This window comes from Acidovorax sp. SRI_002 (assembly GCF_057586455.1).
Genome location: NZ_JBYCZW010000004.1, coordinates 236,580 through 254,151 on the forward strand (window position 1 = coordinate 236,580; position 17,572 = coordinate 254,151).

The 17,572-nt window shown below is 62.5% G+C and carries 13 protein-coding genes; 8 read left to right on the plus strand and 5 right to left on the minus strand.

From position 1 onward, the window contains the following. Positions 1-7: 7 nt before the first annotated feature. From AC2YJX_RS12370 to AC2YJX_RS12390, 5 genes are all read left to right on the plus strand, one after another. Positions 8-3,334 (plus strand): PilC/PilY family type IV pilus protein, encoded by a 3,327-nt coding sequence (locus AC2YJX_RS12370; protein WP_487256201.1) that lies wholly within the window; start codon positions 8-10, stop codon positions 3,332-3,334. 29 nt (positions 3,335-3,363) lie between these two features. After that, positions 3,364-3,807: a type IV pilin protein gene (locus tag AC2YJX_RS12375; protein WP_487256202.1), complete on the plus strand. Its 444-nt coding sequence runs from the start codon at positions 3,364-3,366 to the stop codon at positions 3,805-3,807. A gap of 25 nt (positions 3,808-3,832) precedes the next feature. Next, a complete protein-coding gene (gene ribD, locus AC2YJX_RS12380; protein WP_487256203.1) occupies positions 3,833-4,942 on the plus strand; it encodes a bifunctional diaminohydroxyphosphoribosylaminopyrimidine deaminase/5-amino-6-(5-phosphoribosylamino)uracil reductase RibD in 1,110 nt (369 codons plus the stop codon). Between the two features lie 564 nt (positions 4,943-5,506). Then, a complete protein-coding gene (locus AC2YJX_RS12385; protein WP_055393202.1) occupies positions 5,507-6,709 on the plus strand; it encodes an ammonium transporter in 1,203 nt (400 codons plus the stop codon). Positions 6,710-6,815: 106 nt separating this feature from the next. Further along, entirely contained in the window at positions 6,816-8,735 is a 1,920-nt protein-coding gene (locus AC2YJX_RS12390; RefSeq protein ID WP_487256204.1) for a phospholipase D family protein, read from the plus strand. 168 nt (positions 8,736-8,903) lie between these two features. Here AC2YJX_RS12390 and AC2YJX_RS12395 read toward each other — a convergent pair whose 3' ends face one another. Next, positions 8,904-9,866, minus strand: a complete 963-nt coding sequence (locus tag AC2YJX_RS12395; protein WP_487256205.1) for a tRNA dihydrouridine synthase — start codon at positions 9,864-9,866, stop codon at positions 8,904-8,906. Positions 9,867-10,111: 245 nt separating this feature from the next. Here AC2YJX_RS12395 and AC2YJX_RS12400 point away from each other — a divergent pair, with 245 nt between their 5' ends. Beyond that, the gene (locus AC2YJX_RS12400) at positions 10,112-10,663 is read left to right on the plus strand and encodes a hypothetical protein (RefSeq protein ID WP_055393196.1); all 552 of its coding nucleotides are present in this window, start codon (positions 10,112-10,114) and stop codon (positions 10,661-10,663) included. Between the two features lie 118 nt (positions 10,664-10,781). On the opposite strand, the gene AC2YJX_RS12405 is transcribed toward AC2YJX_RS12400, so the two are convergent. From AC2YJX_RS12405 to AC2YJX_RS12415, 3 genes are all read right to left on the minus strand, one after another. Continuing rightward, the gene (locus AC2YJX_RS12405) at positions 10,782-11,957 is read right to left on the minus strand and encodes a methyltransferase (RefSeq protein WP_487256206.1); all 1,176 of its coding nucleotides are present in this window, start codon (positions 11,955-11,957) and stop codon (positions 10,782-10,784) included. Between the two features lie 17 nt (positions 11,958-11,974). Beyond that, entirely contained in the window at positions 11,975-12,496 is a 522-nt protein-coding gene (locus tag AC2YJX_RS12410; RefSeq protein WP_055393295.1) for a GNAT family N-acetyltransferase, read from the minus strand. A gap of 207 nt (positions 12,497-12,703) precedes the next feature. Further along, positions 12,704-13,306, minus strand: a complete 603-nt coding sequence (locus tag AC2YJX_RS12415; RefSeq protein WP_228899320.1) for a hypothetical protein — start codon at positions 13,304-13,306, stop codon at positions 12,704-12,706. Between the two features lie 252 nt (positions 13,307-13,558). On the opposite strand from AC2YJX_RS12415, the gene AC2YJX_RS12420 reads away from it, so the two are divergent. Together AC2YJX_RS12420 and AC2YJX_RS12425 are read left to right on the plus strand one after the other, a co-directional pair. Then, on the plus strand, positions 13,559-14,194 hold the full coding sequence (locus AC2YJX_RS12420) for a response regulator (protein WP_055393190.1): 636 nt from the start codon (positions 13,559-13,561) through the stop codon (positions 14,192-14,194). Then, the gene (locus AC2YJX_RS12425) at positions 14,181-16,055 is read left to right on the plus strand and encodes an ATP-binding response regulator (RefSeq protein WP_218300583.1); all 1,875 of its coding nucleotides are present in this window, start codon (positions 14,181-14,183) and stop codon (positions 16,053-16,055) included. Before AC2YJX_RS12420 ends, AC2YJX_RS12425 begins: the two co-directional genes overlap by 14 nt. Here AC2YJX_RS12425 and AC2YJX_RS12430 read toward each other — a convergent pair. Next, complete coding sequence (locus tag AC2YJX_RS12430; protein ID WP_487256207.1) at positions 16,027-17,466, minus strand: coniferyl aldehyde dehydrogenase; 1,440 nt, start codon at positions 17,464-17,466, stop codon at positions 16,027-16,029. The two genes, AC2YJX_RS12425 and AC2YJX_RS12430, sit on opposite strands and share 29 nt — an antisense overlap. Positions 17,467-17,572 lie beyond the last annotated feature (106 nt).

Here is a 17,572-nt window from a genome sequence, read left to right on the forward strand (position 1 = left end):
AATTTTTATGAAAAAATCGCCATTATTCAAAAAAACGGCTATCGGCGCTCTGATTGCTGCAGTCTGCACCCCTCAAGTAACGTTAGCTGACCCCCTGGATTTTTCGACACTTCCCCCGGGTTTGGTATCCATACCCCCGACACCGAATGTCATTCTGTCCGTGGATGATTCCGGGAGTATGAGCGAACAAGTAGGAGGCGGGGATACCAAGACCAAGATGTTCCGCTTGAAAGAAGCTCTCGCAACTGTATTCAATGACAAACTACTGCTGCCCGATGGGAAGATTCGCTTGGCATGGCAGGTGATGCACAACAATGGTGGATCTCCTGGGGCAGGCAATCTGACTGCAGGTGCTGTCAACTCCATGAAAGTTCTTGACGACGCCCATCGGACCAATTTTTTGAGCTTTGCAAGCAGCCTTTCACCAAATAGCGGAACCCCATCTCACCGGATGATGAAGCAAGCCTACACCTATATGAAAGTGGGTAAGAGCTTGAATAGTCCTTGGGCCTATACACCTGGGACAAAGGAAGAACCTTACTTGGGTTGCCGCCGCTCATACCACATTTTCATGACCGATGGCGGTTGGAATGGTTATGCCGCCAGCGAACTGCCTGGAGAGGCAGACAATGTGAATTACACACTCCCTGACGGACAAATTTACGATACAGCATCTGATCAAACCAACGTCTATCGGGGTGCACAAGGTGATTTGTTAGCAGATTGGGCCATGAGAATGTGGCGAGAAGATTTGCAGACAGGGATTGACGACTTGATCAAGCCCAGTACAACTGATGGAGTTCCCTCTACAGAAACTTTTGGCTCAACCACATTACAACGGTACTGGAATCCGAAGCACAATCCAGCCAAATGGCAGCACATTGTGAACTATACCATCGGATATGGCACTGGCGCTTATTCGTGGCCAAGCGCACCCAAATGGTCGATGGCAGATGATGACAACTACGGTGCGGGCGGAGATTACTCAAAGCTCGTCGCAGGCACAACGACCTGGGTACCCACAGTACTCCAAAATCTTAATTCCAACAATCCTGCCGAACTTTGGCATATTGCAATTAATAGTCGCGGAAAATTCTACCCTACCGGCCCTGGCCGTAAATATGACTTAAAAGAAGCATTTAAAAAGATTCTTGAAAATATTAATCTTGAAAATACAGCCGATGTAGCCAGTATGGCAGGCAGTTCAAGCACCAACATCCGAACTGATCTTCAGCGATTTACTGCAGGCTATGACCCCAAGAAGTGGTCAGGGTATGTAAGAGCCGATAAAATTGACACGTCAGGCAATACATCGCCTGATCCAGGATGGGGAGTTGTGAGCGGCAGCACCCACAAAACTACAGCCAACAAGCTGGATCTTCGGGACATTTCAACCCGGGTGATTTTGACCACAAATGACGATACCAACCAAGGCGTATCTTTTGAATGGGAAGCTGGGACGACAAAATTGAGTGCAACTCAGAAGGCACTTCTTGACGCTGGTAGTCTTGGGGAAAAACGTACCAACTTCATAAGGGGTGAAAGAACCTATGAAGAAGGTACTGTCAGCAAACCCTTTCGCGTACGCGACTCACGGCAGGGAGATATTGGAAACTCCAGCATCTGGTACGTCGATAAGCCTGCCAGCAATTATTCGTTCAAAGGTTATAAATCCTTCGTTTCTACGCACAAAAACCGACTTCCGATGGTCTATGTAGGCGGCAACGACGGCATGCTGCACGGTTTTTCTGGAGTGGATGGGGAAGAACAGATTGCATATATTCCCAAAGCAGTCGTTCCTGAACTCGCTAAGCTAAGCGAGCCCGGTTACGTTCATCGCTATTACGTAGATGGCTCTCCATTCACAGGTGATGCAAACTTGGCAGATAGTGCATCGCCACCAGATTGGCGAACCCTTCTAGTTGGCACCTTGGGAGCAGGAGGCAAGGGGTACTTCGTGCTTGATGTTACCCAGCCTGGTGGAAAGTCAGGCACTCCTGCAACGACCTTCGCCACTGTGAATGCCAAAGACTTGGTTGTAATGGATAAAACTTTGCACCCCAGCGCACCATTGACGGCAGGCAGCGACGATGAGGACATTGGTCATATTTTCCATCCTCCCGTCATGGATGACAACAATCCATTCAAAGCCAGCCAAGTCGCAATGATGAACGACAACCGGTGGGCTGTAATTATGGGCAATGGGTATAACAGTAAAAATGAGCGGCCCGTTCTACTGATTCAATATCTGGATGGCCTCAAGGAATTGGTGAAAATTGTTGCCACAGGGAACCAAAAAATCAGCTCTCCAGTTAATGCTACTCTCGACACCAATGTCATTGCCAACGGCCTTTCGGCACCCAAACCAGTGGATATCAACAGCGATGGTAAAGTGGATATCGTTTACGCTGGTGATCTGAAAGGTAATCTCTGGAAGTTCGACTTGACCAGCCCTAATGCCAGCGTCTGGTCGGTCGCAGCATGGGGAAGCACCGATGCCACACCTTGTGCCTGGAAAACTTCTATTTGCAAACCTTTGTTTACCGCAGAGTACTCGGGGAAGCGGCAGCCCATCACTGCACCTCCCACCGTCAAGGCAAATGACCGCGGTGCCGGCGGAATGATGGTGGCCTTTGGTACCGGCGCGAATCTAACTGACAATGATCGGAGCAGTACAGATGTGCAGTCTGTCTATTCCATTCTTGACAATACACACTACAAAATCGATTCTGGCAAGCTTGTGATCAACACAGATATATCCGACGATGGTGTGATTCCTACTGCTGTCAGTGGAACCAGCGATCTGGTTAAGCAAGACATGGTGGATACCGCAGGGATTGCGGGTCAAGGAGTAAGTTCTGCTCGGCGCTTCTGGCAAATGACCCAGAATAATGTCAACTACGATGCTACCAAAGGCCCGGTGAAGAAAGGCTGGTACTTCAACTTTCAAGTAACCAGCGAGCGTGTGCTGCGTCCGATGAGTTTTTTCGATGCAAGCAACAATTTGATGGTTTTTTCAGTTACTCCAGCGTACGGTGGCAACGGTTCTACTGACGAAACCTGTGAACCGGCAGGCACGCCAGAGAAAGCCTACCTTACCTTGCTCAATATCATGGATGGCAAGAAACCAGGCGTACAGGTTATGGACCGCAATGGTGATGGCTTCTACAACACCACAGACGATGGCGTGTCACGGATGACACTGCCACCCGGAGCTGTCAGCAATGTAGCCGGCAAAAAAACCATTACGCTCTCCGGAGGAGACAACAAGCCCGACAAGCTTGCACGCATGCCCGAGCAACCTGCACGCCCCAGCTGGCGCCAGCTGCAATAATCGGTGCTTCAACCAGGGAGCAAAATCATATGCATAAAAAGCACCAAGGCTTCACGCTGATCGAGGTGATGATTGTGGTGGCCATCATTGGCATCCTCACCGCAATCGCCATACCTTCGTACAGCGAGTACATCCGACGCGGGCACCGTGCTGACGCGCGCGCTGGATTGCTACAGGCGCAACAATGGTTGGAGAGAGCCTCCACTGCCACCGGCAGTTATCCAACTGCTATTCCAAATTCCCTCCAGTTTCGCCGTTCGGATGGGACTCTGGACCCTACCAAGCGCTATACCATCGCCATTGGTGGGCCTGCCACGACGTCGTCATTCACACTGACGGCAACACCGAGGGCTGGCACTCCCCAGGCAGGTGACAAGTGCGGCGACTACACATTGACCCACACAGGGATACGAGGCGCCAACGGGAAAATCCAAACCGACGCTGGCTTTGATGCCACCTGCTGGGACAAATAGCCACTAAGCTACCATCTTGGGCGCCATGATTCATAAAGCGCCCCCCCATATCCACCAAGCGCTTGGGCTCGCCACCCAAGCGCTTTTTGTTTCCAACCCCAACCCTCGTGTTGGCTGCGTGCTTGTCTCTCCAAGCGGCGAAGTGATAGGCCAAGGGTTCACGCAGCATGCGGGTGGGCCACACGCTGAAGTCGTGGCCCTGCGCGACGCCAGCGGCAAGGGGTTCGACACGGCAGGCGCCACAGCCTATGTGACGCTGGAGCCCTGTTCCCACCATGGGCGAACTGGCCCCTGCTGCGATGCACTAATCCAAGCGGGTGTTGCCAAAGTGGTGGCCTCGTTGGCGGACCCAAACCCTTTGGTGGGCGGACGTGGGTTTGACCGGCTGCGTGCGGCAGGGGTGGAGGTCGTGGTCGGCCCTGGGGCTGAAGAATCCCGAGAACTCAACATTGGTTTTTTCAGCCGCATGATCCGGGGTACACCCTGGGTGCGGCTGAAAGTAGCAAGCTCGCTGGATGGCACTACCGCCCTGAACAATGGCGCCAGCCAGTGGATCACGTCCCGCGCTGCGCGGGCGGATGGACACGCGTGGAGGGCCAGGGCGTGTGCTGTATTGACGGGCATTGGCACCGTGCTGGATGACAACCCCCGGCTCGACGTCCGCGAAGTTCCCACGCCACGCCAGCCCCATGTGGTGGTGGTGGACAGCCAGTCGCAATTGCCGACCGACGCCAATCTGCTAATGAAAGGGCGCGATTGTTATGTCTACACGGCCTCCGACAACGAAACCAAGAAGGCCGCCTTGCAAGCCTGTGGAGCCACGGTGATCTACCTGCCCAATGCGAACGGCAAGGTCGATCTTTCGGCAATGCTCAAGGACCTGGGCCAACGGGGCATCAACGAGCTGCATGTAGAGGCTGGGCACAAGCTCAATGGCTCTCTGGTCCGAGAAGGCCTTGTCGATGAGCTGTTGCTGTACCTGGCACCACGGCTTTTGGGTGCGGGACGGGGAATTGCAGACTTTGGCCCGTTGACGGCCTTGGCCGATGGGCTGGCGCTGGAATTCAAGTCCGTAGAGACCTTGGGCGCGGACTTGCGTGTTGTGGCACGGGTGCAGGGACGCGACAGTTTCTAATTCCCCCACCCCACACTCCCGGCAGGCACGGGCTTCGCCATGCGGAAGGTAAATAATGGGTGGGGCAACGACCGAACAACAGCAGCTGGTGGGCTCTGCGGGCGCATCCCAGTGGGAAGTGCCTGCAAAACAACGCAAGCCCCCAGCCGCAAGGGGCGCTCAACCGCGCAGCACAAAGATGACCCGCCACCACCACCCAGCTCAGCCCACCTCCGCAGAAGACGACAGCCTCGGCAAGGCGGCTGCGTTTTGATACTAAAAAAACTCTCACAAAGACACCAGCGCCAAACTCGCTCAAAACTTGGGCTTTGCACAAGCCAGATACCTCGCAACTTTCACTGGATGGCAGTTGCGCGCTCGCGCCGTCGTCATCGCTGCTGGGCGGCGGCGACCCTCGCGGCACGGCCCATTGTCACCTCTCCTCCCCAGCCCTTTCCGCACCACACCAAAACAGTGCAAAACAACGCACCATTCTTTGGCGCGATTTTTGCTTCAATTTGGTGCAAATCTGGTAGCTAGGCTCGAAACGCACCAGAACAGATCAACCAATCGCGCGAGGACGTTATGGAAGCACTCAAACAGGGCACTGATGCCCTGTTCATTCTTCTGGGGGCCATCATGGTGCTGGCCATGCATGCAGGGTTTGCCTTTCTGGAACTGGGCACGGTTCGCAAAAAGAACCAGGTGAATGCGCTGGTCAAGATCCTGGTGGACTTTTCGGTGTCCACAGTGGTGTATTTTGTGGTGGGCTACAGCGTGGCCTATGGCACGCATTTCTTTGTGAGCGCGGAATCGCTGGCGCAGCAAAACGGCTACGCACTGGTCAAGTTCTTCTTCCTGCTCACTTTTGCGGCTGCCATTCCGGCGATCGTGTCGGGCGGGATCGCGGAGCGGGCCAAGTTCTGGCCCCAGCTGATGGCCACGGCGGTCATTGTGGGGTTTGTCTATCCGTTCTTTGAAGGCATTGCCTGGAACCAGCACTTTGGGGTGCAGGCCTGGATCAAAGGACTGACGGGCGAAGAGTTCCACGACTTTGCGGGCTCCATCGTCGTGCATGCCATGGGCGGGTGGATCGCCCTGCCGGCCGTGATCCTGCTGGGCTCGCGCGCCAACCGCTACCGCAAGGACGGGGCCATCTCTGCCCACCCGCCTTCCAACATCCCGTTTTTGGCGCTGGGCGCCTGGGTGCTGGTGGTGGGATGGTTCGGCTTCAATGTGATGAGCGCACAGACCGTGGACAAGCTCTCCGGCCTGGTAGCGGTGAACTCGCTGATGGCCATGGTGGGCGGCACGTTGGCGGCGTTGGTGCTGGGCAAGAACGACCCGGGCTTCGTGCACAACGGCCCGCTGGCCGGGCTGGTGGCTGTGTGCGCGGGCTCCGATCTGATGCACCCGCTGGGAGCGCTGGTGGTGGGTGCCGTGGCGGGAGCAATCTTTGTGGTGATGTTCACGCTCACCCAGAACCGCTGGAAGATCGATGACGTGCTCGGCGTGTGGCCGTTGCATGGCCTGTGCGGCACATGGGGCGGGCTGGCAGCAGGCATTTTCGGCAGCAAGGCGCTGGGTGGGCTCGGTGGTGTGAGCTTCTCGGCCCAGTTGATCGGCAGCACCCTGGGCGTGGCCTGGGCGCTGGTAGGTGGCCTGGTGGTGTATGGCATTCTCAAGAGCACGGTGGGCCTGCGGCTCACGCAGGAAGAGGAATTTGACGGGGCTGACCTGTCGATCCACAAGATCAGCGCCACGCCAGACCGCGAAGTGAGCTGGTAAGCCCGGCGAGGCGCTGAGAAGGCCACTGCCAACCTGGCAGCCGCTGTGGCGGAGTTGGCGCCGCGTCTGACAAGCGCGGCCACCGCCACACGGTCACAATCGCGCCATGCTTTTATCGACCCCTGCCATTCCAGCGTTTCTGGGCAACACGGCCCGCTACGGCTGGCTGGCGCTTTTGGCCGTCATCGTCGCAGGCGCAACCAGCGGCTGCGCCGGCCTGCCCAAGGACGTGGAGCGGCCGGTGTCGAGCGCCCTGGCCTCCCCCGCAGGGACGCCCCTGGGCCAACTCGTCGAGGAGCGCCGGGCATCGGCAGGCGGCCGCCACCCCTCGGGGTTCCTGCTGCTCAGTGGGCCACAGGCAGCCTACAGCAGCCGCCTGGCGCTGGTAGATGCCGCGCAGAAAACGCTGGACCTGCAGTACTACGCCATCCATGCCGACGCCAGCACCGAGCGCCTGCTGCTCAGTGTGGTGGCCGCAGCCCGGCGCGGCGTGCGTGTGCGGGTGTTGCTGGACGACTTTCACAGCGTGGGCCGGGATGCGCAGGTGATGCGCCTGGCCTTTGTGCCCAACATCGAGATGCGCATGTTCAACCCGCTCACCGGGACACGGGGCTCGCCGCTGGGGCGCATGTTCAGCGCGTTGAGCGACTTTTCGCGGGTGCAGCAGCGCATGCACAACAAGCTCTTCATCGCCGACAACGCCATGGGCGTCACCGGGGGCCGCAACCTGGGGGACGCCTATTTCGGCAATGCCGACTCCGGCAATTTTGTGGACCTGGACGTGCTGGCCGCAGGGCCTGTGGTGCAGGATCTCTCCCGCAGTTTCGACAGCTATTGGAACAACGAGCGCGCCTACCCCGTGCAATCGCTGGTCACGCGGGAGGAACTGGACATTCTGCGCGAGCGCATGCGCAACTCAGATGCCGTGCAGCGCGAGCGTATCGCAGGCCAGGGTGGCGCCCTGGCACCGGACAGCCAGCCCGTGCAAGACGGCCGGCGAACCACCGCCGCCCAGCGTGCGCGCATCTGGGACTACCAGCCCATGGACCTGGCGCAAGCGCAGTTCACCTGGGCCCCGGCAGCGGTGCTGGTGGACAAGCCAGCCAAGATTCCGCCCGATGGCACCTCCCTGGCCGCGCTGCCTGAAAAGCCCCCGGCCCGGGCCACGCCCCTCGCCGTCGTGTCGCGGGGCGCTGCGCGTGCGCCAGCCAAGGCCCCCACCGAAGCCCTGACCGTTGCTGCCGGGGCCGCTGCCCCACCCGAATCGTCAGCGCCCAATCCCGCCAACGGCATCCCATCGGCCACTGCAGCAGTGTCTACCCCCGACCCTGCAACTCTTGATGCCCAGACCGATACCGTGGTGGATGGGCTGCTGCACCTCATGGGACAGGCGCGGCGCGATCTGCTCATCATTTCGCCCTACTTCGTGCCAGGGCCTGACATGAAGCAGGCCTTTGCAGCCGCACGCGCGCGGGGCGTTCGGGTGCGGGTGCTCACCAACTCGCTGGCCTCCAACGATGCACCCATTGCCCACGCAGGCTATGCGCGCCACCGGCCCGATCTGCTGGCCATGGGCGTCGAGCTGTACGAAATGCGCAGCGAGCTCACGGGCGTGCTGCGCGGGGCACTGGGCTCCACGGGCAGCACGGGGGGGCGTGATGGGACCAGCGGTGCGGCCAGTTCTGTCGGCAGCTCACGCGCCATGCTGCACTCCAAGATTCTGATCATGGACGGCCGCCTGCTGGTGGTGGGTTCGATGAACCTGGACATCCGCTCGCAGCGGCAGAACACGGAGATCGCGCTGCTGATCCGCAGCAGCGACCTGTCACGCCGCGCCACCACGCAGATCGAAACGGCATTGCGCGAAGCCGCCTGGCATGTGCAGTTGCGCGATGGCGGCCAACTGGTGTGGCATGCCCCCGAGGGCAGCGGCCTGCCAGATGCCACCACCGAACCCGATGCCAGCGCGCCACTGCGGCTGATGCTGCAACTGCTGAGCCCGCTGGCGCCGGATCACCTGCTCTAGGGATGGCCTGCATAAAACTCCCTGCGGTCGGTGATAGCGCGGTCTCGGGCGGTCCGCTGCGTTGCTTTTCTTGCCAATAGCACCGCTATTGGCAAGAAAAGACGCCTTGCGGTCTGTCCCGATCCGCACTACCACCGACTCGCGAGGGTTATGCAGGACATCCCTAGATCAACCCTCGGCTGGCTGCAATGCATCCACCCACGCGGTGATCGCCCGCTGGTCCGTCATCGTGCGCACGCGCTGGTAGGCGACCTCGGCCTCCGGAAAGCGCCTGCGCAGGAGGTTGAGCCATTGTTTGAGCCGCCCCGCGCGCTGGCGTGGTTCCAAGTCGTCACACACCAGTTGCCAGAAGGCCGCCAGGTGCGGCAGCAGGTCGGCCCAGGCCACCGTGTCCGCGCCGGGCTGCCCCGCATCCGACGCGCGGATGGCCCGGGCCAGGCCGGGGTCAGCCACCATGCCGCGCCCGAGCATCAGCGCATCGCAGCCCGACACTTCGCGGCAGCGCTGCGCGTCGGCCACGGTCCAGATCTCGCCATTGGCCACCACGGGGATGCCGACCGCAGCGCGGATGGTGGGGATGTGCTCCCAATACGCTGGGGGCCGGTAGCCGTCGGCCTTGGTGCGGGCATGCACCACCAGCTCAGCAGCGCCGCCCGCCTGCATGGCCTGCGCACATTCGCGCATCAGCCCGGTGTCGTTGAAACCCAGGCGCATCTTGGCGGACACGGGCAGGTGCAGAGGCACGGCGCGGCGCACAGCGGCCACCACGGTGGCGATGCGTTCGGGCTCCTGCAGCAGCGCCGAGCCCCCGCCGTGGCGGTTGACAACCTTGGCCGGGCAACCAAAGTTCAGGTCGATCCCCTCGGGCCCCAGGGCCGCCAGGCGTGCGGCGTTCTCAGCCATGCAGACGGGATCAGAGCCCAGCAGCTGCGCACGCACCGGCACACCGGCCAGCGTGCGGCTGCCGTTGTGCAACTCCGGCACGTAGCGCAGAAACACCTTGTCCGGCAGCAGCGTGCCGGTGATGCGGATGAACTCCGAGACGCAGCGGTCCACCCCGCCCACGCGGGTCAGCACATCACGCAGCACAAAATCCAGGAGCCCCTCCATGGGGGCAAGCAGCAAGGTCATCGCGAGAAAGGCCACCGGGCCCAGCACCCCAGCACAGAGCGCGGCCCGCACACAGCCAAAATATGAATCAAAAGGGCCCTAGCGCTTTATGGATAAGCGCAAGCAGCTATTAAATATATAGCAAATACTGCTTTTGCAGCCATGCTACGACCAGGGGCAGCCCGCCATTGTGCGGCAGCGAGGTCATCACAGCGTCATGGCGGCTTGCTGCAATCTCCGCCATTCACCCGTGAATGGAGACCCCCATGCTGCTACAAAAAACCGAAAAAGCCCGCCTGGAACTCTTGCCCGGCGTACGCACCCTGAGCCTGCGGGAGCGTTCTCTGCTGCTTCTGGTGGATGGCAAGCCGCTGTCCGACTTGCAGGCCATGTACAACGGCATCGGCGCGCAGATTGTCGACAACCTCATGCGCCAGGGCTACCTGGCCGGCCCCGCCGATCTACCGCCGCCCTCCGCCGCGCAAACCGCTGCACACAATAAGCCATCCATCCAGCGCCCGGAGCCCGGCGATGCCCTGCGCTCCCTGGCCGGTGCACGCATGTACCTGTTCGACACCTGCGAGCGTCTGTTTGTGCGCCGCGACCCCGTGCTGGCGCAGCAGTTTCGCGAGGCGCTGCGCGCCGCCAAGGACCGCGCGAGCATGCTGGACGTGGGCGAAGCCATGTTTGAAGAAGTAGCGATGACCGCGGGGGCCGAACGTGCTGCCAGCCTGCGCGAAAGATTCGAGCAGTTGCTGCCTTCTGCACCTTCGGCCTCCGAGCCGTTTGATTCGACCCAACCCTCAGCACTGGCTTGAGGGGTAGGTTTTTTGAAACGTGTCTTGCGCAAAACAGGGTTCAGGCAAGCGGTTCACCCCATGGCGAGGCGGCTGTTGCATCCGGACTTGCGTAGGTCCTGTGAAAATGACTCCGTGGTCAGGCTGCAGCCAGCCGCCACAACGAAGTGACCTCCGCCGCGCGGGCAGCGTGCAGGGCGTCACCCGCATCGGCCGCCTTGGCGTGGTGCGGCTTCACATCGTGCCGGCCACGCACCACCAGCCCCGCATCGGCAATCCATTCGAGCAGTTGCGCGCGTGGGCGCAGACCCAGGTGTTCGGCCAAATCCGACAGTATCAGCCAGCCCTCGCCGCCAGGCTCCAGATGGTCGGACAAACCCGCCAGAAAGCCTTTGAGCATGCGGCTGCCTTCGTCGTACACCGCGTGCTCAATGGGCGAACTGGCCCGTGCGGGCACCCACGGGGGGTTGCACACCACCAGGGGCGCGCGGCCGGGCGGAAACAGGTCGGCCTGCAGCAGCTCAACCTGTGGCATGACACCGAGGCGCTGCAGGTTCTCCCGCGCGCAGGCCAGGGCGCGCGGGTCCTGGTCGGTGGCCACCACGCGCTGCACCCCACGGCGTGCCAGCACGGCAGACAGCACCCCCGTGCCCACACCAATGTCAAAGGCCAATGTCTTGCTAGGCAGTGCCGTGTCGGCCACCAGGCCCACGTATTCGCCGCGCACGGGCGAGAACACGCCGTAGTGCGGGTGGATGCGGTTGAGCGGCGGAGCGCCAAGCGCTGGCACTTCTACACCCTTTTTGCGCCATTCGTGCGCGCCCACCAGGCCCAGCAACTCACGCAGCGTGGCCACCGAGCGCTCGCCCGTGGCCGGGCCCCAGGCTTCGGTACAGGCCTGGCGCCAATCGGGCGCGCGGCGCAGGTCAATGGTGTAGTCGCCTTCGAGCGGGATGAGCACCGACGCCAGCACCCGCGCGCGCTGCGCCTGCGCCTGGCGGTGCAGATGAAAGGCTTCGGCGGGGGTGGCGGCAGCAGCTTTTTCGGCGGCCTTGGCGGCGGACTTGCGGGGTTTGGCCGATTTGCCCGCCTTGCCGGACTTGGCATCGGCCCGGCGCATCAGCGCCTGCAGCAGCATGCGGGCGTTCTGGAAGTCGCCCTGCCACAGCAGCCCCGTGCCTTCACAGGCCATGCGGTAGGCCGTGTCGGCGGCCAAGGTATCGTCGGCGGTGACAACCCGGCGCGGGGCCGGGGCACCACTCTCGGAGCGCCACTGGGCTTGTTGAATCTGGCCCTGGCGGCTCCATTCGATCATTGAGTGCCTTTGCGTGACTACGCGTTGATGGGGCGCTTCAGGCGCACTTCTTCGATCTTGACGCCCCCCACCACAGCCGTCTTGGCGGTGGAGAGTTCGCGCTTGAAGCCCGCCAGTTCGTGAAACCGGATGGCGCGCTCGTTGCGCAGCGGCACCCACGCCGTAACGTTGGTGCAACCTTCTTCCTGCAGGCCGTCGCGGGCAGCATCCCACAGAGCCAGACCCACGCCTTGGTTCCAGTGGGTAGGTGCGGCGTAGATGGCCCAGATTTCACCAGTGGTGGGGCGGGATTTTTCATCGCGCGAGCGGTCGTAGCCGACAAAACCGACGATCTTCTCGCCGTCCACGGCCACCTGGACCTGGGGCTCGCAATATTCAATGGCCTCGCGCCAGTAAGCCTGGCGCTTTTCGACCGACATGGATTTCAACTGCTCGTCTGGCACCAGCCCTTTGTAGACCTCTTGGGCTGAGACGGTATGGATCTGGGCAATGGCTTTGGCATCGCGAAGCGTGGCGGGACGAACCTGGATACTGGACATGAAAAAACCGAACGAAAACAGGGAAAGAAAAAACGAAAGGACCGGCATTGTCGCCGCAAACGGTTTTTCCCCCTGTCCGCCCCCCTCGCAAACCCTCTGTGGGGCCCTCTCAAATGCCTGTGTACATAGCATTGCGGCGCCGGTAAAGCGACTGCCGCTGCGGGCTGCGCCGCAAGCAACACCCAGCAGCGGGCTCCAACCAGGATCTCAGGCCAGCGCCATGGAGCCCGAGAGCGAAGTCCCCGCCGCACCGGCTGCCGCCGCAGCACGCTGCACCAGCGCGCGCTTGTTACGGGGGCGCGGCACATGCACGGCAGGAGGCGCGCCGTTGATGGCCGAGAGCCCCAGCACCAGCGTGACGGTGCGCGAACACCCATCCTCGCGCTCGTCGCTCGCATAGGCGCGGTAGCTGCCGTTGCCTTGCCCGTGGCGACGCTGCACCGTGTGGAAAGCCACACGCACGCCGCTGACGCGGTGGCCCCCAAAAGGCAGCACGCGCAGCCGCGCATCGCAGTCCAGCGCCAGCCCCAGATTGCCATCGCGGTTGATGAGATCGGTGCGGATGGCACGCCATGTCTGCCCCTCGTCCATCGAAAACTGCCAGGTGCCTGCCTGGGCGTCCAGGTGCTCGATCACCACGCCAGCCGACGCCTGCGTGCCCGGGCAGTTATCTTCCACGATCTGGGCCAGCGTGTTGCCCCCCAGCCCCGTGCTGCCCTGCGGCGAAGCGATGGCCCCCGGTCGTCGTTCGCCGTGGTGGCGGGACACATCGGAAGCGGCTGAACCTGGGTGAAGTGCATTGGCAGTCATGGGAAACCCTTTGAAAAACGAAGGTTGCGCATTGATGGATGGTTGGTACGCACCCCCTCAGGTGCTTTTCAATGCTTGACGGAAAGTCTAGAAAGTGCACAACGGAGCGTCCATCGCACAAATGGACTAGTCCGCAACAGTGTGTTGTGCGCAATACTTGCTCATGACTTACGCAAAACAGAGCTCAGGCAAACGGTTCATCCCAAGGCAAGGCGGGTGTTGCACCTCGGTTTGCGCCGGGGCTGTTGCTGTATGACTGCCCGCCTTTTGCTGGTGGACGACCACAACCTGTTTCGCACCGGGCTGCGCCTGATCGTGCAGGACCACCCCCGCGTGGGCACGATTGCCGAGGCGGGCTCGATTGCCGAAGCCTGCGCACTGCAACTGGCCGATGCCGACCTGGTGCTGCTGGACATCCAGCTGCCCGGCATGAGCGGCCTGGATGGGCTGCGCCTGTTGCGCCAGGCCTGCCCCCGGGCGCGCATCGTGCTCGTTTCGGCCAGCGTGGCGCCCGATGCGATCCATGAAGCGCGCGCCCGTGGCGCCGATGGTTTCCTGCCCAAATCCGCCAGCGCCGAAGACATCCTGGAGGCCATTTCGTGCGCCTTGTCGGGGCAGCCGTGTTTTCCGATCAACAGCGGCAACAGCGCCACCACACGCGGGCCGGACACGCCGTCGCTGACCGCTCGCCAGCTCGACGTGCTGTCGCTGCTGTGCACCGGCAAGCCCAACAAGGTCATAGCACGCGACCTGGGCCTGAGCGAAAACACCGTGCGTGTGCACGTGGCGGCCATCTTTGCGCAGCTGGGCGTCAACAGTCGCAGCGCCGCCTTGCTGGCGGCCCAGCGCCTCGGCCTGTCCACCCCCCAGCTCCATGACTCCCTCTGAGGCCCTGCCGGTGCAGCCGGATGCCGCCCAGCCCCCCACCCGCTGGGGGTGGCCGGCGTGGGAGCGCGATGAGGTGCTGCGCGAGCAGGTGGCCCTGCTGCGGCACAACTTTCCGATGACGCTGCTCGCGTCGCTGGCCACCGCGCTCGGCACGTTGTGGGTCATGGCGCGGGTGGCCGAGCCCCAGGCCATCACGGTGTGGCTGGTGTCCCACGCACTCGTGGTGGCCGGGGTGTACCTCACGCTGCGCAGCATTGCGCCTTTCACCGACCCGGCGCAGCAGGCGGCGCGCAAACTGATCGCCTGCATGGCCGCCATGGGGCTGAGCTGGGGCAGCCTGGGGTATGTGGTGCTCTACTGGGGCACCCCGGAAAGTGTCATCTACGCCATCGGCATCATCAGCACGGTGTCGTCGGGTGCACTCGGGCTGGGGGCCCCGCTGTACCGCGCCTATGTCACTTACCTCACCTGTGCCATCGGCGGCGTGATGATGGCGGTGGCGCTGGCTGGCGGGCCTGTGATGTGGCCCGCGCTGTTTCTCACCGGTGTCTACTATGCGCTCACGGGCATGCAGGCGCGCACCGCCGACCGGGCCACACGGCGCAGCATTGCACTCAAGCTGGAAAACGACCGGCTGGTGAACCAGCTGCGCGCCGAATCGCAACGCGCCCTCGCGGCCCAGGAGGCCGCAGAGAAGGCCGACCGCGACAAATCCCGTTTCCTGGCCGCTGCCAGCCACGACCTGCGCCAGCCCTTGCACGCGATGGGCCTGTTCCTCGAATCGCTGCAGCGCAGCCCGCTCAACGACCACCAGCTCACCGTGCTGGGGCATGCCCATGCCGCCTCGGGCGCGGCGGCCGAGATGCTGACCACCCTGCTCGACTATTCGCGGCTGGAAGCCGGTGTGGTGAAGGTGCGGCCCGATGCCTTTGCCGTGCAGCCGCTGCTGACGGCGCTGGAGCAGGAGTTCGGCGTACAGGCCGACACGGCGGGACTGGTGTACCGCACGCGGGAGACTTCGGCAGCGGCCTTTGCCGACCGCTCGCTGGTCGGGCTGGTCATGCACAACTTCATCTCCAACGCGCTGCGCTACACCGCCAAAGGCGGTGTGCTGATTGCGTGCCGCACGCGCGGCAAGCGCCTGGCGCTGGAGGTCTGGGACACGGGGCCGGGCATCCCCCGGAGCCAGTGGGACAACATCTTCAAGGAGTTCCACCAGCTCGGAAACCCCGAGCGCGACCGCCGCAAAGGTCTGGGGCTGGGGCTGGCCATCGTGCAGCGACTTGCGCGCGAGATGAACACCTCGGTCGAGGTGCTGTCGCAGCCGGGGCGGGGTTCGGTGTTCCGGCTGTGGCTTGACCGCTGGCAGGGTGCGCTGGAGGACGACACCGCGCCTGCGCCCGATACCGTCAGCCTCGTGGGCCTGAAGGTGCTGGCCATTGACGACGATGAGGCCGTGCGCCTCGGCATGCAATCGTTGCTGCACAGCTGGGGCTGCCAGTGCATCACCGCAGAGTCGAGCGCCGATGCGCTCGAATGCCTGGAAGACATCACACCCGACATCATCATCACGGACTTCCGCCTGCGCCACGAAGAGACCGGCAAGCAGGTGCTGCAGGCCCTGCGCGCCTACCTGGGCACCAGCGTGCCCGCCATCATCATGACGGGCGACACATCCCCCCAGCGCCTGCGCGATGCGCAGTCCACCTCGGCCCTGCTCCTGCACAAGCCGGTGTCCACCGGCCAGCTGCGCGATGCCATGGTGCAGCTCATCACCCAGCCGCAGCCCGTGCCACCGGACAGCATGCCGCAGGACGACGACGAGGGGACGGCTACAACCAGCGCCGCAGCATCCCCATGACCTGGTCAAACCGGGCGCCATAGGGAGGGTAGAACAGCGAGCCCATGGACCAGCGCGACTGCACCAGCACCGACTTCTGGTGGCAAAAGCGCAGAAAGCCCTGCTCGCCGTGGTAGGCGCCCCAGCCGCTATCGCCCACACCACCAAAGGGCAAGTTGTCGTGGGCAATGTGCATCAGCGTGTCGTTCACCGTCACGCCGCCGCTCACGGTGCGGCGCAGTACGTCGTCACGCACAGCCTCGCTCTGGCCAAACCAATACAGCGCCAGCGGGCGTGGCCCGGTATTGATGTGGGCAATGGCATCGTCCAGCCGTTCGTATGAAATCACGGGCAGGATGGGGCCAAAAATCTCTTCCTGCATCACCTGCATCTGCGATGTGGCACCGAACACCAGCGTGGGCAGCATCTGGCGGCTGGCGCCATCGCCCAGGGTGCCGACGGTGTTCACAACAGGTTTGCCTGCAGCGGGGTCGATGGTCTGCACTTCAGCCCCCTGCGTCTGGGACTGCTGCAGCATGGTGCGCAGGCGCGCATGGTGGCGCGGGGTGATGATGGAGGCGTAGTCAGCGTTGCCCTCGATGGTGGGGAACAGCCGCGCTACCGCGGCCCGGTAGGCCTGCGCAAACTCGCCCTCGCGGCCGCGCGGCAGCAGCACATAGTCGGGAGCAATGCAGGTTTGCCCCGCATTGAGCAGCTTGCCGTGCGCAATCTTGAGCGCCGCATCCGCCATGTCGCAGTGACCATCGATGATGCAGGGCGACTTGCCACCCAGCTCCAGCGTGGTGGGTGTCAGGTTCTGCGCCGCCGCCTGGGCCACCTTGCGGCCCACGGCGGTCGAGCCGGTAAACACCAGATGATCGAACGGCAGGGAGGCAAACAGGGCCGACAGGTTGGCATCGCCCTGCACCACACAGAACTCGTCGGGTGAAAAAAACTGGGCCACCAGCAACGCCAGCTGGGCCGAGGTGTGGGGTGTCAGCTCGCTGGGCTTGAGCATCACGCGGTTGCCCGCCGCCAGCGCCGTGATGGCGGGCGCCAGGGCCAGCTGCACCGGGTAGTTCCACGGGGCAATCACGCCCACAACGCCCAGCGGCTGGCGCTGGATGTGCGCACTGGCGGGCTGCAGGAAGATGGGCGTGCGAACCTTGCGGGGCTTCATCCACTTTGCCAGGTGACTCAGCGTATGCGACAGCAGGGTGCGCAGCACAAAGAAGTCGGCCACCTCGGTCAGGCGCGGAGAACGCATGCCAAAGTCGGCCTGCACGGCCGCTGCCAGCACCGGGCCATGCTCATTGAGCATCTTGGAGATACGCAGCAGCCGCTCGCGGCGCACCAGCAGTGGCACATCCACATGCGCTCGGCTGGCCTGGCGTTGAAGATCGAAATGGGCGTGGATATCGGCGGGTGTCATGGTTGGATCATAGAAGACACCCCGACAGGCGCGTCACGAAAAAAACAGAGGCGACACCGGTGCAGGTTCCCTGTGGCTCCGCGCTGGATGGGGCGTGGTGCGGGGC